The organism is Burkholderia sp. 22088, from assembly GCF_052045915.1.
Classification (GTDB): Bacteria; Pseudomonadota; Gammaproteobacteria; order Burkholderiales; family Burkholderiaceae; genus Burkholderia; species Burkholderia cepacia.
Genome location: NZ_JBQEPY010000010.1, coordinates 113044 through 138440, shown reverse-complemented (window position 1 = coordinate 138440; position 25397 = coordinate 113044). Strand labels below are relative to the sequence as shown.

Below are 25397 nucleotides of genomic sequence, written 5' to 3'. Positions count from 1 at the left end.
GCCCCCTTCCCCCCCTTTCAATCTGGTTCGACACGATGAGTTTCAATCTGCAGCAGTTGATGATGTTCACCGCGATCGTCTCCGCAGGTAGCCTGGGACGAGCCGCGGCCATGCTGAACATGACCCAGCCGGCGCTGAGCAGATCGATCAAGCGGCTCGAGGAGTCCGTCGGGGGGCCGCTTTTCGAGCGTCACACCAAGGGGATGCAGCTGACCGCGCTGGGCGAAGCATTGATGCCGCATGCGATGTCGCTGCAAAGGGAAGCCGAACAGGCGCGCGAGGAACTGGACGCGATGCGCGGCCTGGCGAAAGGCGTGATCAAGGTCGGCGCGGTGGGCAGCATAGCGAGCCTCGTCTTGCCGATGGCCATCGCGTGTGTGCTGGAGAAATGGCCCAATCTGCGCGTCGAGGTGATCGAAGGCGTGTGGGATCGTCTCGTCGAGGGCTTGCTCGCTTATGAAATCGACCTGGCGCTTTGCACATCGGGAATCGAAACCGAGGATGTCGCTGCGATCTCCGATTGTTCATGGACCGACAGGAGTTTCGTGGTCGCGGCACTCGATCATCCGTTGCGGGCGAAGCGCGGCCTTCGACTCGACGACACATTGACACAACGGTGGGCGCTCACGCCCAAGGGAACCGGACCTTATGCCCACATGCAGGAAACCTTCAGGGCCCGCGGCCTGCCAATGCCGGCCATCGCGGTCGAGACCCGTTCGGTCACCGTACTCAAAAGCCTCGTAGCGCGATGTGGCTTTGTCTCGTGGATGGCCGAACCGATGTACGACACCGAAAGCAAAGCGGGCGTCATCGACGCTCTGGATATCGAAGGCCTGGATGCGCAACGCACCCTGACGGCATTCCGGCGCCGGCGAGGCACGCTACCCGCGCCCGCCGTCAAGCTGCTGGACGAATTGCGTCACCTGACGGGGTCTTTGCGCAAGGAAGGGCAAAGCCTGTCTTGATGGCCGTGAATCGGGCGTGCCCGCGAGTCGTGCGTTTTGGCATGACTCAACGCACACCCGGCCTTGTTCAATTGAAGTCAGCCCGGGGCTGGCGCCGCTTTTGCATGTCGATGCGCCGCCGCCAGCAGTCGCCACCTGGGGATCCCTGATGAAAATGCATTGATCAAGTTATCAAGATCGTTGAGAAACATGCTGTCTCGGACTGACTGCCGTCGAACCGGATTCTCAGGCATCGATTCCACGAGGATCTACGTGGATCGATGTCACTCCTGGGACGCCTACATGACGCCTACACACGAAAAAAAATCGACAAGCAATCTTTACAAACGATCATAAGTCATTGAACTAATTTATTTTATAAGAACAACCAAGCATCAAACATCCGGATCCGGAATCCGCGCCGACTGAATCACAACCAGCGTGTCCCCTGCCTCGATCCTGCAAGGCGGGTCCTCGTAGAACGAAAAAATCTTCCCGCACCGATCGAGCCCGACGACGATCGCACCCGGCACGACGTTCGTCATGCAGCCGACCTCTTGCGGCATCGCTTCGCGCTCCAGCAGCGTCGCGCGTCCGCGCGTCGACAGCATGTCGTTCACGAACGGCACGATATAGCGGCTATGCACGGCGTCCGCGAGCAGCAGCGCGCCGATCTTCGTCGACGACACGATCACGTCGGCGCCCGCCTGCCGCAGTTGCCGCTGGTACAGGTTCTCCTGGATCCGAACGACGATCTTCGTATCGGGCGCGATGCTGCGCACCGACAGCGTCAGCAGGATCGCGGTCGGATCATCGGTCACCGAAATGATCACCGCCTTCGCCGAACGCACCTGCGCCTGCTGCAGCAGATCCTCGTGCGCGGGATCGCCGAGCAGCCCGGTCACGCCGAGCGACGTCGCGGCCTCGAGCGCTTGCTGCTGCGAATCGATCACGATGACCGTCGCCGGATCGACACCGCTCTCGAGCAATTCGCGCACCGCGATCGAGCCCGACAGGCCATAACCGCATACGACGATGTGATCGGACAATTGCTTTTGCAGGCGTTTCATGCGGAATTCCTCGACGACGCGCTGGATCACGAACTGATAGGCCGTGCCCAGGAAAATGAACCAGATGACGATGCGGATCGGCACGATGAAGAACGCATCGATGAGGCGCGCCCGTGCGGTGACGGGCACGATGTCGCCGTAGCCGACCGTCGCGACCGTGACCATCGTGAAGTACACGAGATCGGCGACGGTCATCGGCGTGCTCTTGGTCGAATCGCGCAACCCGTCGCGATCGAGATACAGCACGAGGAACGCGAGCGTGCACAGCAGCGCGACCGCGCCGAGACGGAACAGCAGCGTGCGGCGCGGCGACGTCGCGCGACGCGTGAACAGCGTGCGTGCGCGCGGCGCCTGCCACGGGTTACGCGCGCGACGCAGGCGTGAGCGCAACGAGCGGCGCTGGGCGGAGGGCGATGCCAACGGGGAATCTCCTGAAGGATGCGGGCTCGATTCTACGATGGGTCGGCCGCGACCGGCCGACGTCATCACATCGATTCATCCGTTACAGCATGCTGCGCGGCCGCACCATCGTCCCGTCGACGAAGCGCTGCGCGCGAAACGCCGACAGGTCGAGCGACGGCGCGCCGGTGTCGATCCATTCGGCAAGCAGCCGCCCGACGATCGGCCCCATCGCGAAACCGTGGCCGCAGAACCCCGTCGCAATCGCGAGCCCGGACGGCGTGCCCGGCGCATCGATCACCGGAATGCCGTCGGGCAGCACGTCGATCAGGCCGGCCCAGGCCTCGACGATCTGCGCGTCCTTCAGCGCGGGAAAGATCGTCTTGAGTTTCGCGAGTGCACGCGGCGCATGCGCGCGATTCGGCTGCGGCTGCGGATCGCGCGGCTCGATCGGCCCGGTCGCACCGTTGATGCGCGCAAGCGCATCGCGCCAGGCAGCCCCGTTCACGTGCAGCCGGAATTTGTCGCGCTGCGACCAGAACTCCGGCCAGAACAGGCTCAACCCGCGCAGGTGGCCGAGCGTCAGGTCGACGTCGACCTGCATGTCGTCGGCGAGATTGATCGCGCCGTTCTTGCGCTGCCGGATGCCGAGGCCGTGCCCCCACACCGTCGACGCCGACACCGGCGGCACCACATTGGTGCGCATGCAGGTGCCGCGGACGGCCTGCTGCGGCAGTCGGATGCCGACGCCGTCAAGCAGCCGGAAACTGGTCGCGCCCGCCGCGCAGATCACGCGCCGCGTGCGGATCGTGCCGCGCTCGGTCACGACGCCGACCACCGCGCCGCCGGCCGTCTCGATCGCGGTCACGCCGCAGCCTTCGAAGAAGCGCGCGCCGGCCTCGACGGCACGCGCGGCGAACGCGGCAGCCACCCGGCGCGGCTCGGCCTGGCCGTCGGTCGCGGTATACAGCCCGCCGAGCGTGCGTGCCTGCGGCGAAAGGCCGCTGACGCGCTCGTCGATCTGCGCGCGCGTCAGCGTACGCGTGTCGAGTCCGTGCTCGCGCGCGACCGCGAGCCACGCGTTGAACGACGCCCAGTCCGTTTCGTTGTCCGCAATATAAAGACAGCCGCCCTGCCGCCATTCGAGATCGAAACCGAGGGTTTCCTCTAACGTCTCCCAGATCCGCATGCCGGCCATCATCAGCGGCACCTCGGCAGCTTCCCGGCCCTGCTGCCGCACGAATCCCCACGCCCGTGTCGACTGCTGCCCGGCGATACGCGACTTGTCGAGCACGACGGCCTTCAGGCCGCGCAGACCCAGGTAATACGCGGCTGCGCAGCCCATGATGCCGGCGCCGGCGATCACGACGTCGGCGTCGGCCGGGAATGGCGTATCGCCAAGGGTCAGGGCATCGTGCAGCGGATAGGTTGTCGTCATTGTTTCCTGTCAGGGGTTAATGCATCCGGATACGGGCGGCGGTGGTAACGTCGTGACACACCTTTCACACAAACGCACCTTTCACGACGCTGAATAACGACCATTTTGCGGTAAAGTTATCTTTTCCGCGCGTGGCCGGTCGGCTCGCCCCTGGACGTCACGAAGACTGTCCGTCGAGACTGCCGCAAGGCGTCGTTCTGAACGTCACGATCCGTTCCCGTAGCATGACCACTGAAGCAATCACCACGGATTCCCTCGCGGTTGCCGAGCGCGTGCGCGAGCTGATGACCCGCAACGGCATCGGCAAGCGCCAGCAGACCACCGAGCTATGCCGCATCCTCGACCTGAGCTTTTCGCAAGGCCATCGTAAGCTGCGCGGCAGCAGCCCCTGGACGCTCGCGCAGATCAAGAAAGTCGCCGAAGCGTACGGCGAACCCGCCGCCCAGCTGTTCGGCGCGCAAACGCTCGACCCCGGCATGGTCGGCGCCTATTCGCAGGAGGCCGTACTTTATGCAGGCGTCGCCGAGATTCCGTGCACCGCATGGATCGGCGCGCCGCTCGAAGCCGGCGCGCGCCCCGAATTCGTCGCGTACGAACAGAACGGCCGCTGGCGCGTGCTGCGCCACACCGGCGTGCTGTATCAGAACGCGTACGACGTGCACAAGATCGAGATCTATCCGCGCCGCGCGGAGAGCGACAAGCTCGTCGTCGCGGTGATCGACCCCGATCGCGTCAGCGCGACCGAGCTGTGCCGCTATCTCGAACGCCAGGGTTTCGCGACGGCCGCATTCGACGGCCTCGCGCCGTTCGTCGACGCGCTGCAGGGCCAGGCGTTCGACGCGGTCCTGACCGAATGGCTGTTCGACGACAGCACGGCCGCCACCGCGATCAAGGCCGTGCGCACGTCCGACAACCCGGGCGCGCCGATCTTCGTGCTGACGGGCGACCTGCTCACCGGCCGCGCGAGCGAGGCCGACATCAGCGAAGTGATCCGCGCGTTCGACGTCGTCTGCTACGAAAAACCCGCGCGCATGGCGATCCTCAGCGCCGATCTCGCGAAACGGCTCGCACGCGGGTAACGTCCCCGGGCCGTTCCCGGTCCGGACGGCCATCGTCCGCGCGGCACGGCGGTCGTGAACAGGGTCGTGGATCAGTACAATAGCCGCACCCGTTCACGCCCACGCCGGCATCCGCCGCCCGACGCCATGGCCCGCCTCATCCCCGACGACTGGAAAAGCCTCGCCGCGACCGGCGCGGCCGAACGCGAGCGCGAAACGCTCGCGGCCCTCGAACACGCGCTGCCCGACGGGTACACCGTGTATCACGGCGTGCACTGGACGCGCGCCGACCAGGCGTTCTCGGTGTTCGGCGAGGCCGCGTTCGTCGTCGTGAGCCCGGCCGGCCGCGTGCTGCTGATCGAGCAGAAAGCCGGCTTCCTGCGCGAAACGCCGAAGGGGCTCGTGAAGGTCTATCTGCAGAAGGAACGCAACGTCCCGATCCAGCTCGCGCGCACGCAGGAAACGCTGCACCGGCGCCTGACGGCCGCGCTCGGCGCGGGTGTCTACGGCGTCGAGGCGCTGCTGTACTGCCCCGACTACTCGATCCGCGACGCGTCGATCGCCGGCGTCGCGGCCGACCGCATCGTCGACGCGTCGCGCAAGGCGCAGCTCGCGCAGGTGATCCTGCGGATCCTGCCCGAGGACGACGAGCACTTTCCGAACGCGCCGAAACTCCACCATTTCCTCGCGGACGAGCTCGCGCTCACGCCCGATACGAGCGCGCTCGTCGGGCAGGCCGGCACGCTTGTCACGCGGCTGTCGGGCGGGCTCGCCGCATGGGCGCGCCAGCTCGAATTCGCGCCGTTCCGGCTGCGCGTCACCGGCACGGCCGGCTCGGGCAAGACGCAGCTCGCGGTGCAGGCAATGCGCGATGCCGTCGCGGCCGGCAAGCGTGTGCTCTATGTGTGCTTCAACCGGCCGCTCGCCGACTACATCACGCGCATCGCGCCGCCCGGCGCGAAGATCGCGAATTACCACCAGCTGTGCGACTGGGTCGCGCGCGACGGCGGTTATACGCCGGACTTCCAGGTGCCCGGCGAATTCGAACGGCTCGAGGCGCGCTTCGCGCAAACGCCCATTTCCGAACGCTGGCGCTTCGACGTGCTGGTCGTCGATGAAGGACAGGATTTCCATGCTCCGTGGGCGGCCGCGCTGGAGCGCCTGCTGGTGCCGGACGGCGCATGGTGGTGGCTGGAAGATCCGCTGCAGAACCTGTACATGCGCGAGCCCGTCGCGCTGCCGGGCTGGGTCACGCTGAAGGCGCTCACGAACTACCGGAGCCCGCGCGACCTGCTCGAATTCGTGCGCGACATCGTCGGCAGGGTCGAGCCGCTCGCGGCCGAGCTGCGCTCGGGCAGCCCGTTCGACGGTTCGGATCCGTCGGTGTCGGCGTACGGGGAAGAAGGTGCGTCGCAAGACGCGTTGGCCGAAGCCTGCGTCGACGCGACCAAGCGGGCGATCACGCACGCGCTGTCGCTTGGCTTTCGCAAGCAGGACATTGCGGTGCTGTCGTATCGCGGCCGCGAAGGCTCGGTGCTCGCGCCGCTCGACCAGCTCGGCCCGCACCGGCTCAAGAGCTTCACCGGCAAGTACGACCTGTTCGGCAACCCGGAATATCGCGAAGGCGACGTGCTGCTCGATTCGATCTACCGCTTCAAGGGCCAGTCGGCACCCTGCGTGATCCTCACCGAGGTCGACTTCGACACGCTCGACGCGCGTGCCGCGCGCAAGCTGTTCGTCGGTGCGACGCGCGCGACGATGAAGCTGCTGATCGTCGCGTCGTCGCGTGCGGCCGCGCAGCTCACGGCGGGGTGACCAGGTAGCGCGGTTCGTCCGACTTGACGACGTTGTTCGCCATGATGCCCGCTGACACAGTCGGGCACATTTCATTCTGCCCGAAGCCCTGATCCGCCAGCCTTGTGCCCGATTCCTGCGACAACTGATGGTTCATCCGCTTGCGGTCCGCCGCTACGATGCCAGGCCATTCCGTATGGCATTTGAGACGCGTCGATCGATGGCTGCAGTGAAAATCGCTTTGGGTTTCGGCAGGCACGCCACCTTGGACAATTCCGTTTCTTCGGGCGCGTTGACGCTCCAGCAGAGACGAGATGCAGACGAGTTCTTGCGGATCTGGCCGATCGCAGGTGTCGGGAACGAAACCCATAGAGCGTCGGACTACATTCGACGGCTTGGGCTTCGTGCGTCGTATGGCGCGGCCGGCGACGCTGTTGCGCTACTTCGCTCGGCCATACGAGGGGGAGGAGTTTCCGTTGCAATCGAGCGAACAGCTACGCAATCGGGCGCGAGCGGCGGAACCGGAAAGCCAGTCGCCCGAAGGGCTATGGCGGCCGGACCGTCGTTCACGCCGTTCTCCAATCTGGAAAGCATCAAACCCATCAATAGGCCGCCGTCATCTTGCGAGCCGATCACGGCGCGCAGTTGGGCCACGCCGAGCGACGTGAGCGCGGACGAACTCGTCAGCTATCTCCAAAGCGTCGTGGAGGACTGGTCTGAAGGAGCAACCCGGCAGGCAGGCGATTGCCTCACGTCCACGCTACTCGACAACGCGCAGCCGTTCGAGTATTTGGAACTCTCGCCCGGCAACGACATTCTTGAAATTGCCAAGACGCCGAACGCCGGAAAACCCGGTACCTGGTACACGAACCCAGGCAGCGGACAGATGCGCCTGTACGGCCAGGATGGCCGCCCCGCGGTCGATATCGATTTCGACCACGATCATGGCCAAGGCATTCCTCACGCGCATAACTGGGCGATTGACCCATTTAGCGGGAGATTGCGCCGGGGACCGGGTGTACCGTTAACCATTCTTCCGTAACCTTGAACCGGGATTTCATTTCATTCATGGGAAACGTGACTTACCAAAGCGTGATCGGGCTCGACGACATGCCGACCTTTCACGATGCCGAACTCGTCACCATTGACCATCGTCCAACTGATCAGGAATTGCGGCTTCGGTTTCGTCGAATCGACGGAAGGGTCGGCACGTTTCGCTTCACCGGCGTCATCTCCCAACGCGTAATCGATTTTGCGGAACAGAACGTCGTGTCACGCCTTCTGATATCCCCCGCATACGCGTTTTCGGCGGCCGACGTATGCGAGTGGCTGAAGTGGATGCACAGCCGGGAAGATTTCGAAGCAGCAAGCGTCGACGAGGCGCTGCTCGATCGATATCTGGCCGATCTCGACGCGAATCGCAAGGCGTTGTTCGTGCTCGAGCCTTCATGCGGCGCGGAAGTCGCCGTGCTGTGCGAGGCGATCGGGTTGAGCCTGGCCCCGGGCGTTTGAACTTGCGGCGGCATGAAGTGGCAAGCGAACTACTTGGGTGATCACGCAAAGGCACGTGTTCAGCAAACAATCCTTCGGGTCATGACCACACATCCGCTATTCAACCTGCTCGACCGCCTCGATACCGCGAAGATCCATTACACGTTGAGCCGCAACCGACCGGACAGCGTGCTGGTCTCGATGACGATAGTCGCAATGCGCGTCGAAGTAGACGTATTTCGTGACGGGCACATCGAAGTGTGTACGTTCACGGGTTCAGAGGCACCTTCCGACATCCCCGATCTGCTTGACCGGATCATCCGCGAGCACACGGACTGATCCGCGAGACGGGTTACGTCAACCGACAAACCCGCCACCACGCCACGCCGTCGCTCAAGCCACCCGGAACGCCCCCACCGCGCGCCGCAACCCGTCCGCCTGTTCCTCCAGCGAAGCCGCCGCAGCCGCAGCCTGCTCGACGAGCGCCGCGTTCTGCTGCGAGACCTGGTCCATCTGCGACACCGCGCGGTTCACCTGCTCGATCCCGTCGCGCTGCTCGTTCGACGCGGCCGCGATCTCCGTCATGATGCCCGTGACGCGGCCGATCGCCTGCTGGATGTCCTGCATCGTCGTGCCGGCCACGCCGACGAGCCGCGAGCCGTTCGCGACGCGCTCGACCGACTCGCCGATCAGCGTGCGGATTTCCTTCGCCGCCGACGCCGAGCGTTGCGCAAGCGTGCGCACCTCGCCCGCGACCACCGCGAAGCCGCGGCCCTGCTCGCCTGCACGCGCGGCTTCGACCGCCGCATTCAGCGCGAGGATGTTGGTCTGGAACGCGATCCCCTCGATCGTGCCGATGATGTCGGCAACCTTCTGCGAGCTCTGGTCGATCTCGTTCATCGTGCCGATCACCTCGCCGACCACGGTCGCGCCGCGCGTGGCGATCTCGCTCGCGGTGTCCGCGCAGGCCTGCGCCTCCACCGCGTTGTCCGCGTTCTGCTTCACGGTCGCGGTGAGCTGCTCCATGCTCGCAGCCGTCTCCTGCAATGCGGACGCCTGTTCCTCGGTACGCTGCGACAGGTCGGTGTTGCCGGCCGCGATCTGGTGCGTCGCCGTCGAGATCGCCTCGGAACCCTGGCTGACCTGACGCACGGTGTCCGCGAGGCTGCGCTGCATGCCGGTCACGCCGTTGACCAGTTCGGCCATCTCGTCGCGCGACGACCAGCGCACTTCCGACGTCAGGTCGCCTTCCGACAGGCGGCGGAAATGCGACAGCAGGCGGTTCACCGGCTGCGTGATCGCGTAATGCAGGCCGATCGCGCAGCCGAGGCACGCGGCCAGGCCGAACGCGATACCCGCGATCGCGCCCGCACGCATCCAGCCGTAGTAGGTCTGCGCGGTGTCGTACACCTCCTTGCCGCGTGCGCCCTGGTACGCATCGAGCGCATCGGTCGCCTGCGTGAGCGCAACCGACAGCGGCGGCGCGACCGACATCAGCAGCCGGTCGGCCTCGTCGCGGCGGCCGTCGCGGACCGCGTCGATCATCGGCCTCAGCGCCTGCCCGATCAGCGCCTGGCGCGCGGCATCGAGGCGGCTCGCGAGCGGGCCTTCGTCGCCGTCGTGCGGCATCGACGCGTAGGCGCGCCACGCGGTGTCGGCCTTCACGAGATAACTCTCGGCCTTCTTGACGAGATCGGGCACGTCCGGCGCTTCCGGGTGCAGCAGCGCGCGGTCGAGCGTCGTGCGCACGATCGTCAGGTTGAGACTGGCCGTCGACAGCGCGGTCTTCGCCGCCAGCTGCTGCGTATAAGCCTCGTCGAGCGCGCGGTTCGAGCTCTGCATGCCGGCGAGGCCGATCAGCCCCGACACGACGAGCAGCGCGGCGACAAGGCCGAGCGTGGAGAAGATCCGCGTGCGGATCGAGAAACGGGAAAACAGGGCGTTCAGGTTCATGACGGGACGTGAGCGGTGAAAAGTGCCGCGGAAATCGGTCCGCAGCACGCTGTATTACGGTTTGCCTGCAAAAAACTTGAGTCCGGCCCTGCTTTCCGGCTGATCCCGGTCAATTTTTTGCGTCGGCAATCTACTGTTACCGTTGCAACAAATCGAGCCCGGGCAGAAATTGACTGGTCAACTATCCATCGCTATAGTTCGAGCCAATTCCCTGCCACGGCAGATATATCGATGACTACCGACACCCTCCTCACTCCGCCGGCCGCCGAAACGGCCCGCCGTGACGCGCCGACCGGGCTGATCGTCACCGCGCTGCTGCTCGTCATGCTGCTGTCCGCGCTCGACCAGACGATCGTGTCGACCGCGCTGCCGACGATCGTCGGCGAGCTCGGCGGGCTCGACCAGTTGTCGTGGGTCGTTACCGCGTACCTGCTGTCGTCCACCGTCGTGCTGCCGTTGTACGGCAAGCTCGGCGACCTGTACGGCCGCAAGATCGTGCTGCAGGCCGCGATCGTGCTGTTCCTCGCCGGCTCCGCGCTGTGCGGCGTCGCGCAGGACATGACGCAGCTGATCGTGCTGCGCGCGCTGCAGGGGCTCGGCGGCGGCGGCCTGATGGTCGTGACGATGGCCGCGATCGGCGATCTGGTGCCGCCCGACCGCCGCGCACGCTATCAGGGGATGTTCGGCGGCGTGTACGGCCTCGCGACGATCGTCGGCCCGCTGCTCGGCGGCTTCCTGGTCGAGCACCTGTCGTGGCGCTGGATCTTCACGATCAACCTGCCGCTCGGCTTTCTCGCGCTCGCGGTGATCGGCGTCGCGTTCCGGCCGCACACCGCGCACGTGAAGCACCGGATCGACTACATGGGCGCCGCGTTCCTCGCCACGGCCCTCACCTGCGTGATCCTGTTCACGAGCGAAGGCGGCTCGCTGCTGCCGTGGACGTCGCCGCAGCTGTGGATGACGCTCGTGCTCGGCGTCGTCTCGATCGGCGGCTTCATTTACGAAGAACGGCTCGCGGCCGAGCCGATCATGCCGCTCGAACTGTTCCGCCATCGCACCTTCGTGCTGGTCAGCCTGATCGGCTTCGTCGTCGGCATCGCGCTGTTCGGCTCGGTCACGTTCATTCCGCTTTACCTGCAGGTCGTGAAGGGTTCGACACCGTCGCAGGCCGGGATGCAGCTGTTGCCGATGATGGGCGGGATGCTCGTGACGTCGGTCGTCAGCGGCCGGCTGATCTCGCGGCTCGGCTCGTACCGGATGTTTCCGATCCTGGGCACGCTGACCGGCGGCATCGCGATGGCGCTGCTGTCCACACTGACGCTCGATACGCCGCTGCACACGATGTATGCGTACATGGCGCTGCTCGGGATCGGGCTCGGCATGGTGATGCCCGTGCTCACGCTCGCCGTGCAGAACACGGTCGAATTCCGGCACATGGGCGTCGCGACGTCGGGGGCGACGCTGTTCCGCTCGATCGGCGGCTCGCTCGGCGTCGCGGCGTTCGGCGCGCTGTTCTCGCACGGGCTGCAGTCGCGGGTGACGGCTGCGCTGCCGGCCGGCACGGAGCTGCCGCCCGCGCTCGGCCCGGCCGCCGTGCACCAGTTGCCGGATGCCGTGCGCGACGCGTACCTGCATGCGTTCGCAGGCTCGCTGCACGTCGTCTATCTCGCGGCGGCGACGGTCATCGCGATCGCGTTCGTGCTCGCGTGGTTCGTCGAGGATGCGCCGTTGCGCAAGCACAACTGACTTGCCGGTGAACCGCGATGCAGCCCCCGGGCCGCCTCGCGATTCGCCGCCACCCGCCGTTACGGCACCAGCACGACCCCGCCCGTCGTCGTGCGCGACTCCAGCAGCCGGTGCGCATCGGCCGCCTGTTCGAGCGGCAGCCGCGCGCCGATCTCCACGTGCATCCCGCTCGCCAGCCGTTCGAGTGTCGCGCGCGCAGCCTCCCGGTAACCGTCGACGTCGCGCGCGATGAAGCCGAGCACGCTCGGCCGCGCCAGCGCGATCGAGCGCGCCGGCCCCAGTTCGTCGAGATCGAACGTGTGCCGTGCGCCGATCGCGGCCACCTGCCCGATGCTCGCGACCATCCCGAACGGACGGACTGCACCGAGCGTGCGCGTCAGCACGTCGCCGCCGATCCCGTCGATCGCGTAATCGACCCCGGTGCCGCCGCCGAACGCGCGCGCCGCCGCGACGAAATCCTCCTCGCGATAATCGACGACCGCCTCGGCGCCATGCGTGCGCACGAGCGCGGCTTTCGCGGCCGACCCGACCGTGCCGATCACCCGCGCGCCGAGCGCACGCGCCCATTGCGTCGCCAGCAGTCCTACACCGCCGGCGGCAGCGTGCACGAGCACCGTGTCGCCCGCGCCGACCTGCCGGACGCGATGCATCAGCATGTAAACGGTGATCCCTTTCAGCAGCCCGGCGGCCGCTGCGTCATCGCTCAAGCCGTCGGGGATCGGCACCACGCGCTCGGCCGGCATCGTGCGCAGGCTCGCATAGCTGCCGGTCGGCATGCCCGCATACGCGACGCGCTGGCCGGGGACGAGATCCGTCACACCCGGCCCGACCGCATCGATCACACCCGCCGCCTCGACGCCGAGTGCGTCCGGCAGCGCGGGCAACGCATGCGCGCCCGTCCTGAAATAGATGTCGACGAAATTCACGCCGATCGCGGTCTGGCGAATCCGTACCTCGCCGGCATCGGGCGGCGCGACGGGTGCATCGACGCGGCGCAGCACGCCGGCGTCGCCGTAGCGGTCGATCCCGATCCGGATGGCGGTCGTGGTTTGAGTCATGACGTTCCTCGCAATCGAATGAAGTGACACGATCATCCCATCGTGCATAATCGATCGAAATTCCCGTTGATCGCCCATCTACTGTGCAAAATTCGACCGATCAAGCATCCACACCCGCAGCCGCGCCACCGATGGGCTGGGACGACATCCGGTACTTCCTCGCGGTGATGCGCGGCGGCAGCCTGTCGGCGGCCGCGCGGACGCTGCAGGTTCAGCATTCGACGGTCGCGCGCCGCATCGACGCGCTGGAATCCGCGCTCGGCATCCGGCTGTTCGACCGGCTGCCGCGCGGCTGGCCGCCCACCGACGAAGGGCTGCACCTTGCCGAGCACGCCGCACGCCTCGAAGCAGACGCGCATGCGTTCGCGCGCGCCGCCCAGGGTGCGGCTGCACTCGACGGCGTGGTACGCGTATCGGCGTCGCCGGTGTTCGCCAGCCATTTCCTCGCGCCGCGCCTGGCCCGCGCGCAGCACGCATGGCCGGCGCTGCGGATCGACCTGATGGGCGAGATGCACGCGGCGAACCTGTACGCGCGCGAAGCCGATCTCGCGGTGCGGCTGTCGCGGCCGACCGAGCCGGGGCTCGCGGCGCGGCGGCTCGGCACGATGCGCTTCGCGCTGTGCGCGTCGCCGGAATGGGCGAGCGCGCCGCCCGACACCTGGCCGTTCGTCGGCTACGACGATGCACTCGCGCAAACGCCGCAGCAGCAGTGGCTCGAGCGTTTCGCGGCCGGGCGCCGTTTCGCGTTCATCGCGAACGACCTCGCCGCGCAGCATCGCGCGTGCGCGGCGGGCGCCGGCGTCGCGCTGCTGCCGCGCTTTCTCGTCGACGATCCGGCCGTGCAAGCCGGTGCGCCGCTCGTCGAACTGACCACCGCGCCGCGTTGCGATATCGAGCGCGAAATCTGGCTCGTCGTCCATCCGGACGTGCGCCGCTCGCCGCGCGTACAGCGTGTCGCGGATGCGATCGCCGAAGCGGTTCGCGCGGCGGATGGGCGGCTCTGACGCCCCGGCCTCGTCAGAACCGCTGCTGTAGCCCGGCCATGATCCCCAGTTGGCTCTGCCCCGTTTCGACCGTGCCACCGGCGGCGACCGCCTTGCCTGCGCTCGCGCTGTTCAGCATGTAGCCGACCGACGTATAGACGCGCGTCCGCTTGGACAGCTGATGGTTGGCGCGCCCGGCCAGCAACGTCGCGTTCGCGTTGCTCGCGGGCCCGCGTCGCAGATAACGCGTGCCTTGTGCATCGAACGTGACCGCAGGCGTCGGCGCATAGGCAACGCCCGCGAAGACGATATCGGTCTGCAAATGGCCGGCCGCCGCGACGTTGTTCCTGATCCATCCCGCGCCGAGCTTCGCGCGCCCCATCACCGCATAGCCGCCGACGACGCCGTGCGTGCTCGTATGGGCGCTGCTGTCGAGCGGCGCCGATGCGCCCGCCCCGCCGCGCTTCACGTCGTAGGACACCGCGACGCCAAAGCGCGCCGCGTCGTAAGCGACCAGCGCCGTATATTGCCGGCACGCGAGCGGATTGCCCGGCACCTGCCCAGCGCAGCCGGTCGCGGAAGGCCCGGCCGGCCCGGCGGCATCGCGGCCGAAGCTGTAGGTGCCGCCGATCGTGAGCCTGCGGAACTTGCCCAGGTAACCGATCGCGTTGTCGCTGCGCGCATTCGGCAGATAGGCGTCGAAGTTGCTCGGCGAATGAATGGACGGCCCGATCACGTCGGCGTTGGCCAGCGCATGGGCCGTCATGTTCATTTGCCTGCCGAGCGTGAGCGTTCCGTATGCGCTGCTCAGTCCCACGTTCGCCTGCCGGCCGAACAGTCGCCCGCCGTAGTTGAGCCGACCGGTGCCTGGCTGAAAGCCGTTCTCCAGCACGAAAAACGCGCGGTTGCCGCCCCCCAGGTCTTCGGTACCCTTCACGCCCCACCGCGACGGCAATTCGCCGGTCAGATGCGGCATGCCCACCGCCGATCCGCCCTTCGCCGCATGGTTGTAGTACGAAATGCCGGTGTCGACGATGCCGTACAGCGTCACACTGCCCTGCGCCTGTACGGTGCCCGTCGTCGCGATCAGCGACGATGCGAACACACTCCACCCCAGCATCGCCTTCGACGCCCTTGAATCGAGCTGCATGACTGACTTTCCCCTTCACAGGATGCGGGCCGCGGCGTCGCCGTGCGCGATCGGCCGGCGGCCGCGCGCCGGCGCCGCGGATAAACCGTTCAGGACTGCCCGGCGGACGACACGTGCCGTTCGGCGGCCGAAACCGCCGGGCCGTGGCGCGACGCCGAGCGCCGCTGATCGATCAAGCCGACCGCGACGGCCGCCACCAGCGCGGGCAGCCCGATCGCCATGAAGTTCTGTGCCAGCGGCAGATTGATGCCCACCAGCACGCCGATGACGATCGGCGCCAGGATCGCGCCGCTGCGGCCCACACCCAACGTCCAGCCGATGCCGGTCGACCGGATCGCCATCGGATAGAACTGCCCCGCATATGCGCAGTTGACGATCTGCGTGCCGATCGTCGACGCACCCGCGAGGCCGACCAGCACGAACAGCAGCGCGGTCGGCATCGGGTAGCCGAGCAGCGTGATCGACACGGCGGCAAGGAGGTACATCGACACGAGCACCGTCTTGATCGGCAGGCGATCGGCCAGCCAGCCGCCGCCGATCGCGCCGGCCATCGCGCCGGCGTTCAGCACCAGCACGAACGTCAACGCCGAGCCGAGGCTGTAGCCGGCGCCCGCCATCAGCCGCGTCAACCACGAACTGAGCGCGTACACCATGAACAGGCACATGAAGCACGCGATCCAGAACATGACCGTGCTGAACCCGCGGCCGTCGTCGAACAGCTGCCGGACCGGCGCGTTGCCCGCGTGGTCGGCGCGCGGAACGACATAGCAGTCGCCCGGTTGCGGCCGATAGGCGGGATCGAGCCGCTGCGCGATGCGTGCGAGTTCGTCCGTCCTGCCGTGCCGGATCAGGAACGGCAGCGATTCCGGCATCCATTTCATGAGCAGCGGAACGAGCAGCACCGGCGCGCCCGCGGCGACGAACACCGATTGCCATCCATGGGCGTCGATCATCCCCTTGCCCATGACCGCCGCCAGCATGCCGCCGACGGAATAGCCGCTGAACATCAGCGTCACCAGCGTATTGCGCACGCGGCGCGGCGCATATTCGGTCATGTGGGCGATCACGTTCGGCATGACGCCGCCGATGCCGATGCCCGCGAGGAAGCGCGCGACACCGAACAGCACGGGCGTCGGCGCCAGTCCGGCCGCCGCGGTGAAGACGCTGAACAACGTCAGGCAGGCCGCGATGGCCCGGCGGCGCCCGATCCGCTCGGCGACGGTCCCGAACACGATGTTGCCGACCATCATGCCGAACAGCGCCGAGCTGACCATGAAGCCGGCCTGCGCGGGGTTGACGCCCATCTCGTTCATGATCGCCGGCAGCGCGATGCCGGCCACTGCCAGGTCGTAACCGTCGAACACGATGATCAGCGCGCACCAGAACAGCACGACGCCGTGCAGCTTGCCCAGCCGCGCATCGTCCGAGAGCGCCTGCAGGTTGATTTGACGCATGGAGCTTCCTTCCTTTTCCAGAGGGGACCCGGGCCCGGCGGTAGCCGTCGCATTACGCGAGTTCGACCTAGTACGATCGATCGGCCCATCAACTTAGTAGTTGTACGAATCATTGACATGAAATGCGCCGCTGTTCGTCCGGCTGCCGGCGCAGTGTAGGAAGCCACAATGATTTCCACTATCCGGAATTTGCAGGCCGCTCGCGAATCCGGTTCGTTTTTCTCGTGCCGCACGCCGCGCGCTATCCGGATTTCTCCCCGGCGGGGACGGGACTATCCGATTCTTGCGAAACTTTCGACAAGCCTGACAAAGATCAATATCATCGTTTCAGGATATCTCGCTCACAAGAGAAACCGATGTGGCACGACGCACATCCGCGGCCAGCCGATGTGCTGCACGAAAAACGCCACGCAGGAGACGCCCCATGCCCCTCACCCCGAATGCGGACGCATTGTCCGCGCTGTATCGGAATTGCGTGTTCCGATCCGGCCTGCGCACGGATGCGCACGAGCAGGTCTCGCTGGAACTGGCCGAGCATGCGCTGCGCTGGAAGCAGGGCGTACCCGACGCAGCGCTGTTCAAGGGGCAACTGAATCACCTGAGCGTCTACGCGCTGCAGTACGGCGCCGAAGTCGAAGTCGCCCCGCGCCCGTTCGACGGCTTTTCGCTCGTCCACACGTCCCTCGCGGGCAGCGCCGAAATCGAGTGCGACGGGCACGTGATGGGCGTCTCCGAAGGGCGTACCGCCGTGCTGGCACCGACGTCGCGCGTGCGCCTGCGCTGGCGAACCGGCACCCGGCAGCTGATCGTCAAGGTGCCCGATTCGCTGATGCGCGCAGTCTGCGGCCGCCGGCCCGACGACGCGGCGCCCGGCCTCGCACCGGGCTTCCTGTTGCCGACGGCGCTTGCGTCGCAGTGGGATCTGATCGCGCAGTCGCTGCTCAACGTGCTCGCCGTTGCCGACGACGGCGGCATACGGGCCGAATGGCGCGACCACTTCGAACAAAGCCTCGCGCTGTTCCTGCTCGTGCATTGCCCGCCGTCGCCCGCCGCCGTGCAAGCCGGCCCGGCGCTGCAAGCGCGCGGCGCACCCGCGCAAGCCGGATCGCGCGGCGACATCCGGCAGATGGATGCGCTGCACGAATTCATCCACGCGCGGCTCTGCGCGCCGATCTCGCTCGAGGATCTCGCCCGCGCGGCCGGTGTCAGCCTGCGGACGCTGAACGTGCTGTGTCGCCGCTATCACGGCGCGACCCCGATGGAGCTGCTGCGCAACATCCGGTTGGACGCCGCGCGCGTGCAGTTGCTGACCGACCCGGCCGCCAGCATCACCGATACGGCGCTGACGTTCGGCTTCGGGCACCTCGGCCGCTTTTCCGCCTACTACTTCGCCCGCTTCGACGAGTTGCCGCGCGACACGCAGAAGAAGCGGGCGCCGAACTGAACCCCGCGGCGCCCGACGCGCGGTTACCGCTGCAGTCGCCGCCGCTCGCCATCGCCGCGGCCACCGCTTTACGCGCCGGGCAATCGCCCGCATAGTAGTGGTTTTCCCGTACCCCACCCTGTCGCTCCGTCGCCATGTCCATCTCGCCAGCCGCCTGCGTCGTCCGCGACGCGACCGAAGCCGATCTCGACGCGATCCACGCGATCTATGCGCACCACGTGCACCACAGCGTCGCCTCCTTCGAGGAAACGCCGCCCGACGTCGCCGAACTGCGCGCGCGCCGCGACGCGGTACTGAGCCACGGGCTGCCGTACCTCGTCGCCGAATGCGACGGCCGCGTGGCCGGCTACGCGTACGCGACGCCGTACCGCACGCGCAGCGCGTACCGCTTCACGATCGAGGATTCGATCTACATCGACGATGCGCAGCGCGGGCGCGGGATCGGCCGCGCGCTGCTCGCGGCACTGATCGAACGCTGCGAGGCCGGCCCGTGGCGGCAGATGATCGCGGTGATCGCCGACGGCGGCACCGGCGGCTCGACGTCGCTGCATCGCGCGTTCGGCTTCGAGCCGGCCGGCATGCTGAAGGCGGCCGGTTTCAAGCACGGCCGCTGGATCGATACGGCGCTGCTGCAGCGCCCGCTCGGCGACGGTGCGAACACGCTCCCCGTCTCGCCATAGGTCCGGTCATGCGAATGACCGGCTCGCGCCGGCCCTTCATGCGCGCGAACGGACCCTGGCGCGCCACGTCGCGCTAGAATGGCCGCATGTCAAAACAGACTCATTCCACACCCGACGAGGCCGCGCCGGACGCCCGCAACGAGTACACGGTCGACGAGCTTGCGCGCGTGTCCGACACGACCGTGCGCAATGTCCGCGCGTACCAGGATCGCGGCTTGCTCGCGCCGCCGGAAAAGCGCGGCCGCGTCGGCATTTACGACGACACGCACGTCGCGCGCCTGAAGCTGATCAACCACCTGCTCGCGCGCGGCTACACGCTGTCGAACATCCAGGACCTGATCAAGGCGATCGACGAAGGCCACGACCTGCGCTCGATCCTCGGCCTCGAAAACGCGATCGGCGGCCGCTGGTCGCACGAACTGCCGAAAACCTATTCGCTCGCCGCGCTCGCGCAGATGTTCGGCCCGCAGGCGACCACGCAGCTGTCACGCGTCACCGAACTCGGCCTGCTCGAACGGCGCGGCCTGTCGTTCGTCGCGAAGAGCCCCGCGCTGCTCGAAGCGGCGGCCGCGATGACGAAGGAAGGCATCCCGCCGCGCGAACTGCTCGACGTGATCAGCCTCGCGCGGCCGCATTTCGACGCGATCGCGCGGCTGCTCGTCGATCTCGTCGTGAAGCGGCTCGACCGCTACGACGCCGGCACGCTGCCGCCCGCCACCGACGTGCCCGAGCTGGTCGACGCGATCTGGCGCCTGCGCCCGCTCGCGGCCGTGTTCGTCGAAGGCGAGACGAACCGCGCGCTGGAAACCGCCGCGAGCGCCTATCTCGGCGGCCGCGTCGCGACGATCCTCGACAAAAAGCTCAGCGACGAAGCCGCGCGGCAGTCCGGCACGCCGGCATCGGAACACGACGACGAAGCATAGGCGCGCCGCCGTCATATTCATATCGGCAATGCTTCGTTTGCGGGCGCGACCGCCCATGCGACGATTCTTCCAACCGAGCGGCACAGCCGCTCGCCCGAAGACGTTTTGCATGGAGTCCGTTCGATGATTCGTTTCACCCGCTGGATCGCCCGCACCGCCGCCGTCACGCTCGTCACGCTGTCCGCGGCATCGGCGTTCGCACAAGGTAGCGCCGACAAGGTCGTGCGCATCGGCTACCAGAAGGCCGGCCTGCTGTCGGTCGTCAAGGCCCAAGGTTCGCTCGAAGCGCGGCTCAAGCCGCTCGGTTATGGCGTCCAGTGGTTCGAATTCCCGGCCGGGCCGCAACTGCTCGAAGCACTGAACGCGAACAGCATCGACTTCGGCTATACGGGCGCGCCGCCGCCCGTGTTCGCGCAAGCGGCCGGCGTGCACTTCGTCTACGTCGGCGCGGAACCGCCGGCGCCGCACAACGAAGCCGTGCTCGTGAAGGCCGATTCGCCGATCCGTTCGGTTACGGGCCTGCGCGGCAAGAAAATCGCGCTGCAGAAGGGCTCGAGCGCGAACTACCTGCTGCTCGAAGCCTTGCAGAAGGCCGGCGTGCGCTACGACGAAATCCACCCCGTGTACCTTGCGCCGGCCGACGCGCGCGCCGCGTTCGAAAGCGGCAACGTCGATGCGTGGGTCGTCTGGGATCCGTACTACGCGGCCGCGCAAAACACGCTGAAGGTACGCACGCTGTCCGACTACACGGGCCTCGCGGCGACCAACAACTTCTACGAAGCGACGCGGGACTTCGCGCAGCAGCATCCCGACGTGGTCGGCGCGATCCTGAAGCAGGCGCGCGAGACGGGCCTGTGGGTCAACGCGCATCCGGCCGACACCGCCGCGCTGATCGCGCCGAAGGTCGGCCTGCCGCAACCGCTCGTCGAGACGTGGATCAAGCGTGTCCCGTTTGGCGCGGTGCCGATCGACGACCGGATCGTCGCGGCCCAGCAAGGCGTCGCCGATGCGTTCTACGCGGCGAAGCTGATTCCGCAGAAGCTGAGCGTGGCCGACAACGCGTGGAGCGACAAGAGCATCGCATCCGCGCTCGCCGCGAAGTAGCGCGAACCCACGCTTCGCACACGTCCATAGAAAAAAGGCCGACGGGCATGCTGCCCGCCGGCCTTTTCTGCATTGCCCGACGTTGCGGAATTTGGGCGGCGAGCAACTGCCCGCTTCGCCAACGTCCCCGCTCCGCGCCTCCATTGACCTGGTTGCTCTACGTGGTCACGTGCCGGCCGATGGTGTCGGCAGCCGGCCGGCCGTTCATCGCCCCCGACTTCTTCGCGTCACGTTGACCTTCCGGGCGTACGGCGCCGAAGACCGGGAAACGCGCCTCCTCAAAGATCGTCGTTCGACGACAACCACCCGGGTTCATATGCACCCAGTGCACGTGCCGGATAAAACCAACGCAGCGGCGCATCGTCGATCTGCAATGGCGGGCGAAGCCGCGATGCCGGCCCCCACGATGTGAGCTCGACGTGGTCCGCCCGATCCCGCTGATCGTCGGCGACCAGTTCGACCACCTCGCTCATCGGCTCCGGGCGCAACTGCAAGACGGCCGCCGTGCGCGCCAGCGAAGCGCGGACCTCGGTACCGACACCCTGCGTCATTCGCGTGGTCAGCCCGCGGATGGCGGCCGTCGCCATCAGGTAGCCCGTCGCATGGTCGATCGCCTGGACCGGCAGGTTCACCGGTTCATCGCTGCCCGTCACGCGCATGCCCGCCTCGGCGATTCCCGTGCTCATCTGAATGAGGCTGTCGAAGCCGCGCCGGCAACGCCACGCGCCGGTCCAGCCATAGGCGTCGAGCGACACGTCGATGAGCGCGGGATTCAGTTCGCGCCGTTGCGCGGCATCGAGCCCGAGGCGCGCCAGCGCATCCGACCGGTAACCGTGCACGACGATATCCGCGCGGCGCAGCAACTGCCTGAGCGTATCGAGATCCGCGGCATCCTTCAGGTTCAGCCGCGCACAGCGCTTGCCGAGGACGACTTCGGGCACCGTACCCGGTTCTTCCCAGCCGTACGGATCGATGCGCAGCACCTCGGCACCCAGGCCGGCAAGAAATCGTGTCGCCACGGGGCCGGCGAGAATGCGCGTCAGGTCGAGCACGCGAATGCCGCGCAGCGGCCGGTCGCTCGAAGGCCGCCAGGCATGCGCGACGGCATCCGTCGCGGAATGAACGTGCAGCAACGGTTCGGCTGCGACCGCCTGCCCCTGCGGATGCCCGGCCCACTCCTGCGCCGAGTACATCGCCGCGGCACACCCGCCACGCTCGACGATCGCCGCCTCGAGCGCGCCGGCATCCCAGCGACTCACCGCCTGCGCGACCGATTCCGCATCGGCGGCACAGCCGAGTACCGACAACGCGGCCAGTCGATGATGCGGCGCGTTGGTGTGCAACCTGATCCAGCGATCGCGCGCCCGATAGTTGCCGGCCACCGGATCCCATTGAGGCGGCATCGTCCAGCCCTGCGGACGCAACGACGTGCCGAACCACAGCGACGCCATGCGCCGGTCGACCTGTACCGCCGGCAACGTTCCCGCCGACGCATGCAGCAATTCGGCGACGGACGTCCCCGCCGCCCCGATTGCCGCCGCGGCCATGTCGGTTACGCGAAACGCGGAGACCAGTTCTCCCGCGCCGCTGAAGCTGCACGATTCGAGGAAAGCCGGAGAGCCGCCGGCCGCCAGCCAGAACGTCCGCAGATGGTGCGACACCCGATCCTCGTCGGTCGTGGCCCGTTCCCGCGATATTTGATCGACACGCATGTTCGCCTCGCATGAATTAGGTGACGCAAAGATCGTCTCGCTCGCATTTGCTGTCAACGTTGATTATCCTGATCAACCTGTCGAACGATTCACTCTGCGCACGATGTCGAACTACCTGAATTCGACCGACGCCGCGGCAAGGCTCGGCGTCTCGCGGCAAACGCTCTATGCGTACGTCAGCCGCGGCCTGCTTCGCGCGGAACCTGGCGGCAGCCACCGTGAAAGCCGCTACCTCGCGGCCGACGTCGACCGGCTCGCGGATCAACGCGCACGAGGCCGCAAGCCGAAGGAAGTGGCAAAGGCCGCGCTGAACTGGGGTGCCCCGGTGCTCGAATCGAGCATCACGTTGATCGACGGCGGCCGGCTCTTCTATCGCGGCACGGATGCGCTCGATCTCGCGAGCCGGGCGAGCCTCGAGGAAGTCGCGGCGCTGCTATGGCGATGCGACGAGCAGACCGCTTTCGGCCGCCAGGCCCCCGCTACGCCCGCGGTGCTGCGAACGCTCTTCAGGCACTACGGCGACCAACGTGCCGAGCAGGCACTGCTGCCGCTCTTCACCGTCGCGAGCGAGGACGCGCCAACGGCGATCTGGCAGCAATCGTCCGATCGTCACGCACAGGGCTGCGGCGATCTCGTGCGGATTCTGGCGGCATGCCTGCTGCGCACCCGGATCGATACGGCCCCCATCCACGTGCAATGCGCGCGGGCGTGGGGCGTCGGGCCCGCGGGCGCCGAGCTGATCAGGGCGGCGCTCGTGCTGTGCGCGGATCACGAACTGAACGCGTCGAGCTTCACGGGCCGGTGCATTGCATCGACGAACGCGAGCCTGCGGGCCGTCGTGGTCGGCGGCCTGGCCGGCCTGTCGGGCGAACGTCACGGCGCCACCACGGCGCGCGGCGAAGCACTGTGGGACGAAATCGGCAATAAGGATGTCGAACGGAAAATGAGCGAGCGTCTCGCCCGGGGTGACGGCTTGCCGGGCTTCGGACATTCGCTCTACCCTGATGGCGACGTGCGCGCGACGTATCTGTTGTCGCGGATCCTGCCGCGCCGCCCTCAGTGGAACAGGATGCTCGATGCAGGGAGCGCGCTCACCGGCCAGAAGCCCTCCGTGGATCTCGCGCTGGTGGCACTGCGCAGACATTTGCGGCTTCCCGTCGGTGCCGCATTCGGCCTGTTCGCACTGGGCCGCTCGATCGGCTGGATCGCGCACGGGCTCGAGCAGCGCGCGCAATCCGATCTCATCCGGCCGCGTGCGGTTTATACAGGAACATGGCCGGTTGGCACCGGTGTCGAGCCGGATCGCGCACGATCCCGCGGACGATCGGGAAAGCAGCGAGCGACGCCGCACCGTGCTGCTCCGGCAGACGACATGCTTTCCGCTTTCTTCAGGAATCGATAGCTTTTTGCTCGATGCCGCGGGCACGCAACATCGGTGATACGCGAATGCCTCGCCGGCGGACGGAGGCAGCCACCCGCTGACGTTTCGCGGATGTCGCCAACGGATCGGCAAGGACCTTCCACGGAAATCCCCGATGGCCCTTTGCCGAATCCACCGGATGCAAACGGCAATCGGCACACCGCGCATCGAGCCGACAACGTGCGCGCGCCGTCGGCACGCGCATACCCGGCATGCCTGCTTACTTCAGCGCCCCTGCCACCCTCTTCTGCCGCCACAGACACAGCAAGTCACACGCAACATGCGCGGCCGCGATCGCCGTGATGTCCGCGTGGTCGTACGCAGGTGCCACCTCGACCACATCCGCACCGACCAGGTCGATCGCGCCGAGCGCGCGCACGATCGCGAGGGCCTGTGCCGACGACAGCCCGCCCGCGACCGGCGTGCCGGTGCCGGGCGCGAACGCCGGATCGAGGCAATCGATGTCGAACGTCAGGTACGCGGGCCGCGCGCCGACGATGTCGACGATCCGCTCGACCGCCGCGCGCGCACCGTGGTCGTGCACCCACGCGGCATCGAGCCGCTCGATCCCGAGGAAATCGTCGTTCCAGGTGCGGATGCCGACCTGCACCGACGTCGCGGGATCGATCAGCCCTTCCTTCACGGCCTTGTAGAACATCGTCCCGTGATTGAGGCTGTCCGGATCGTCGTCGGCCCACGTATCGCAGTGCGCGTCGAAATGGATCAGCGACAGCGGCTTGCCGTAGCGCTCCGCGTGCGCGACCAGCAGCGGATACGTGATGTAGTGGTCGCCGCCGAGCGTCAGCATCTTCGCGCCCGAGCGCAGGATCGTGCGCGCATGCTCGACGATCGCGGGCTTGATCGACAGCGGGTTGTGCGCGTCGAACCAGCAATCGCCGTAGTCGACGGCCGCGAGATCGTCGAACGGGTTGAAACCCCACGGATACGGGTGAAGCTCCGCGAGCTGCACGCTCGCCGCGCGAATCGCGGCCGGGCCGAGCCGCGCGCCGGAGCGATAGGTCGTCGCGAGGTCGAGCGGCACGCCGGAGATCGCGACGTCGACCCCGTCGAGCGCGCGCGAATAGTTGCGGCGCATGAACGACAGCACGCCCGCAAAGGTGTTTTCGATCGACGAGCCGTAGGGCGTCGTGCGACGGATCGCGCCGTCGCCATGGAGAAGTTCGGTCATGGTCGGACCATTTTTCGTGGGGGCCGGCCCGCGCCGCGTTGCATCGGCGCGCGGAGCGAGTACGGCATGGATTCATCGGGCACGCACCGGCTTGCGCATCCTGTCACGCGGCCGGGCGGAACAACGACAACGGCAATACCGCGGCGATCATAACAAGCCGAATTGATGTCGTTGCCCCGGCTCGACCGGGGCAACACGTCGAAGAAACCGGGTGAAGGCGTTCGCCCGTCGTGCACACGGCAAAGCCGGATCGCCACGGCTGCGGCCAGGCGCCTTTGCGTCCCCTGCCTGCCGCGTCCTAGAAGGATTCGCCGGTTTTCCCGCGCCCGTTCTTCCGGATAATGGCCGGCAGCCGCGCCCTCGACCGTGCGCCGTCCACCGCAGACA

General features: G+C 67.2%; 22 protein-coding genes. 13 read left to right on the top strand and 9 right to left on the bottom strand.

Annotated elements, in window-relative coordinates; genetic code table 11:
• Positions 1-35 precede the first annotated feature (35 nt).
• Complete coding sequence (locus ACTJLD_RS20470) at positions 36-965, top strand: LysR family transcriptional regulator (RefSeq protein ID WP_440659506.1); 930 nt, start codon at positions 36-38, stop codon at positions 963-965.
• 374 nt (positions 966-1339) lie between these two features.
• Here ACTJLD_RS20470 and ACTJLD_RS20465 read toward each other — a convergent pair whose 3' ends face one another.
• Together ACTJLD_RS20465 and ACTJLD_RS20460 are read right to left on the bottom strand one after the other, a co-directional pair.
• Positions 1340-2434, bottom strand: coding sequence for a potassium channel family protein (locus tag ACTJLD_RS20465; RefSeq protein ID WP_027789331.1), 1095 nt, complete (start codon positions 2432-2434; stop codon positions 1340-1342).
• An 82-nt stretch (positions 2435-2516) separates the two neighbouring features.
• Positions 2517-3851 carry an NAD(P)/FAD-dependent oxidoreductase gene (locus tag ACTJLD_RS20460; protein WP_027789332.1) on the bottom strand — a complete coding sequence of 445 codons (1335 nt, stop codon included), beginning with the start codon at positions 3849-3851 and terminating at the stop codon, positions 2517-2519.
• Between the two features lie 224 nt (positions 3852-4075).
• Here ACTJLD_RS20460 and ACTJLD_RS20455 point away from each other — a divergent pair, with 224 nt between their 5' ends.
• Together ACTJLD_RS20455 and ACTJLD_RS20450 are read left to right on the top strand one after the other, a co-directional pair.
• The gene (locus tag ACTJLD_RS20455) at positions 4076-4930 is read left to right on the top strand and encodes a helix-turn-helix domain-containing protein (RefSeq protein WP_006485970.1); all 855 of its coding nucleotides are present in this window, start codon (positions 4076-4078) and stop codon (positions 4928-4930) included.
• Between the two features lie 126 nt (positions 4931-5056).
• Complete coding sequence (locus ACTJLD_RS20450; RefSeq protein WP_060084225.1) at positions 5057-6724, top strand: ATP-binding domain-containing protein; 1668 nt, start codon at positions 5057-5059, stop codon at positions 6722-6724.
• Here the strand turns inward: ACTJLD_RS20450 and ACTJLD_RS20445 are convergent.
• Positions 6711-7073, bottom strand: coding sequence for a hypothetical protein (locus ACTJLD_RS20445; RefSeq protein WP_440659505.1), 363 nt, complete (start codon positions 7071-7073; stop codon positions 6711-6713). The two genes, ACTJLD_RS20450 and ACTJLD_RS20445, sit on opposite strands and share 14 nt — an antisense overlap.
• Positions 7074-7250: 177 nt before the next feature.
• On the opposite strand from ACTJLD_RS20445, the gene ACTJLD_RS20440 reads away from it, so the two are divergent.
• The 3 genes from ACTJLD_RS20440 to ACTJLD_RS20430 all read left to right on the top strand — a co-directional run bounded on the left by ACTJLD_RS20440 (position 7251) and on the right by ACTJLD_RS20430 (position 8533).
• Entirely contained in the window at positions 7251-7745 is a 495-nt protein-coding gene (locus tag ACTJLD_RS20440) for a hypothetical protein (protein WP_440659504.1), read from the top strand.
• Positions 7746-7771: 26 nt separating this feature from the next.
• Positions 7772-8215, top strand: a complete 444-nt coding sequence (locus tag ACTJLD_RS20435; protein WP_060084227.1) for a hypothetical protein — start codon at positions 7772-7774, stop codon at positions 8213-8215.
• Between the two features lie 81 nt (positions 8216-8296).
• Positions 8297-8533 carry a hypothetical protein gene (locus ACTJLD_RS20430; protein WP_034196069.1) on the top strand — a complete coding sequence of 79 codons (237 nt, stop codon included), beginning with the start codon at positions 8297-8299 and terminating at the stop codon, positions 8531-8533.
• Positions 8534-8587: 54 nt separating this feature from the next.
• On the opposite strand, the gene ACTJLD_RS20425 is transcribed toward ACTJLD_RS20430, so the two are convergent.
• The gene (locus tag ACTJLD_RS20425) at positions 8588-10147 is read right to left on the bottom strand and encodes a methyl-accepting chemotaxis protein (protein ID WP_226150220.1); all 1560 of its coding nucleotides are present in this window, start codon (positions 10145-10147) and stop codon (positions 8588-8590) included.
• Between the two features lie 231 nt (positions 10148-10378).
• Here ACTJLD_RS20425 and ACTJLD_RS20420 point away from each other — a divergent pair, with 231 nt between their 5' ends.
• Positions 10379-11893 carry an MDR family MFS transporter gene (locus ACTJLD_RS20420; RefSeq protein WP_440659503.1) on the top strand — a complete coding sequence of 505 codons (1515 nt, stop codon included), beginning with the start codon at positions 10379-10381 and terminating at the stop codon, positions 11891-11893.
• A gap of 59 nt (positions 11894-11952) precedes the next feature.
• Here the strand turns inward: ACTJLD_RS20420 and ACTJLD_RS20415 are convergent, their stop codons facing one another.
• Entirely contained in the window at positions 11953-12951 is a 999-nt protein-coding gene (locus tag ACTJLD_RS20415) for a quinone oxidoreductase family protein (protein ID WP_440659502.1), read from the bottom strand.
• 131 nt (positions 12952-13082) lie between these two features.
• Here ACTJLD_RS20415 and ACTJLD_RS20410 point away from each other — a divergent pair, with 131 nt between their 5' ends.
• Complete coding sequence (locus tag ACTJLD_RS20410; protein WP_440659501.1) at positions 13083-13955, top strand: LysR family transcriptional regulator; 873 nt, start codon at positions 13083-13085, stop codon at positions 13953-13955.
• A gap of 13 nt (positions 13956-13968) precedes the next feature.
• Here the strand turns inward: ACTJLD_RS20410 and ACTJLD_RS20405 are convergent, their stop codons facing one another.
• Together ACTJLD_RS20405 and ACTJLD_RS20400 are read right to left on the bottom strand one after the other, a co-directional pair.
• Positions 13969-15054, bottom strand: coding sequence for a porin (locus ACTJLD_RS20405; protein WP_440659550.1), 1086 nt, complete (start codon positions 15052-15054; stop codon positions 13969-13971).
• Between the two features lie 119 nt (positions 15055-15173).
• Positions 15174-16538 (bottom strand): MFS transporter, encoded by a 1365-nt coding sequence (locus ACTJLD_RS20400; RefSeq protein ID WP_440659500.1) that lies wholly within the window; start codon positions 16536-16538, stop codon positions 15174-15176.
• Between the two features lie 424 nt (positions 16539-16962).
• Between ACTJLD_RS20400 and ACTJLD_RS20395 the strand changes: the two genes are divergently transcribed.
• From ACTJLD_RS20395 to ACTJLD_RS20380, 4 genes are all read left to right on the top strand, one after another.
• On the top strand, positions 16963-17982 hold the full coding sequence (locus tag ACTJLD_RS20395) for an AraC family transcriptional regulator (protein WP_060319560.1): 1020 nt from the start codon (positions 16963-16965) through the stop codon (positions 17980-17982).
• A gap of 134 nt (positions 17983-18116) precedes the next feature.
• The gene (locus tag ACTJLD_RS20390) at positions 18117-18662 is read left to right on the top strand and encodes a GNAT family N-acetyltransferase (protein WP_134255175.1); all 546 of its coding nucleotides are present in this window, start codon (positions 18117-18119) and stop codon (positions 18660-18662) included.
• 86 nt (positions 18663-18748) lie between these two features.
• A complete protein-coding gene (locus tag ACTJLD_RS20385) occupies positions 18749-19585 on the top strand; it encodes a MerR family transcriptional regulator (protein ID WP_027789345.1) in 837 nt (278 codons plus the stop codon).
• A 123-nt stretch (positions 19586-19708) separates the two neighbouring features.
• Positions 19709-20689, top strand: a complete 981-nt coding sequence (locus ACTJLD_RS20380) for a sulfonate ABC transporter substrate-binding protein (RefSeq protein WP_048022540.1) — start codon at positions 19709-19711, stop codon at positions 20687-20689.
• A 278-nt stretch (positions 20690-20967) separates the two neighbouring features.
• Here the strand turns inward: ACTJLD_RS20380 and ACTJLD_RS20375 are convergent, their stop codons facing one another.
• Positions 20968-22401: a CoA transferase gene (locus tag ACTJLD_RS20375; RefSeq protein WP_440659499.1), complete on the bottom strand. Its 1434-nt coding sequence runs from the start codon at positions 22399-22401 to the stop codon at positions 20968-20970.
• 103 nt (positions 22402-22504) lie between these two features.
• Here ACTJLD_RS20375 and ACTJLD_RS20370 point away from each other — a divergent pair, with 103 nt between their 5' ends.
• Entirely contained in the window at positions 22505-23803 is a 1299-nt protein-coding gene (locus ACTJLD_RS20370) for a citrate synthase family protein (RefSeq protein WP_440659498.1), read from the top strand.
• 238 nt (positions 23804-24041) lie between these two features.
• Here the strand turns inward: ACTJLD_RS20370 and speB are convergent, their stop codons facing one another.
• Complete coding sequence (gene speB / locus ACTJLD_RS20365; RefSeq protein WP_440659497.1) at positions 24042-25010, bottom strand: agmatinase; 969 nt, start codon at positions 25008-25010, stop codon at positions 24042-24044.
• Positions 25011-25397: the final 387 nt, after the last annotated feature.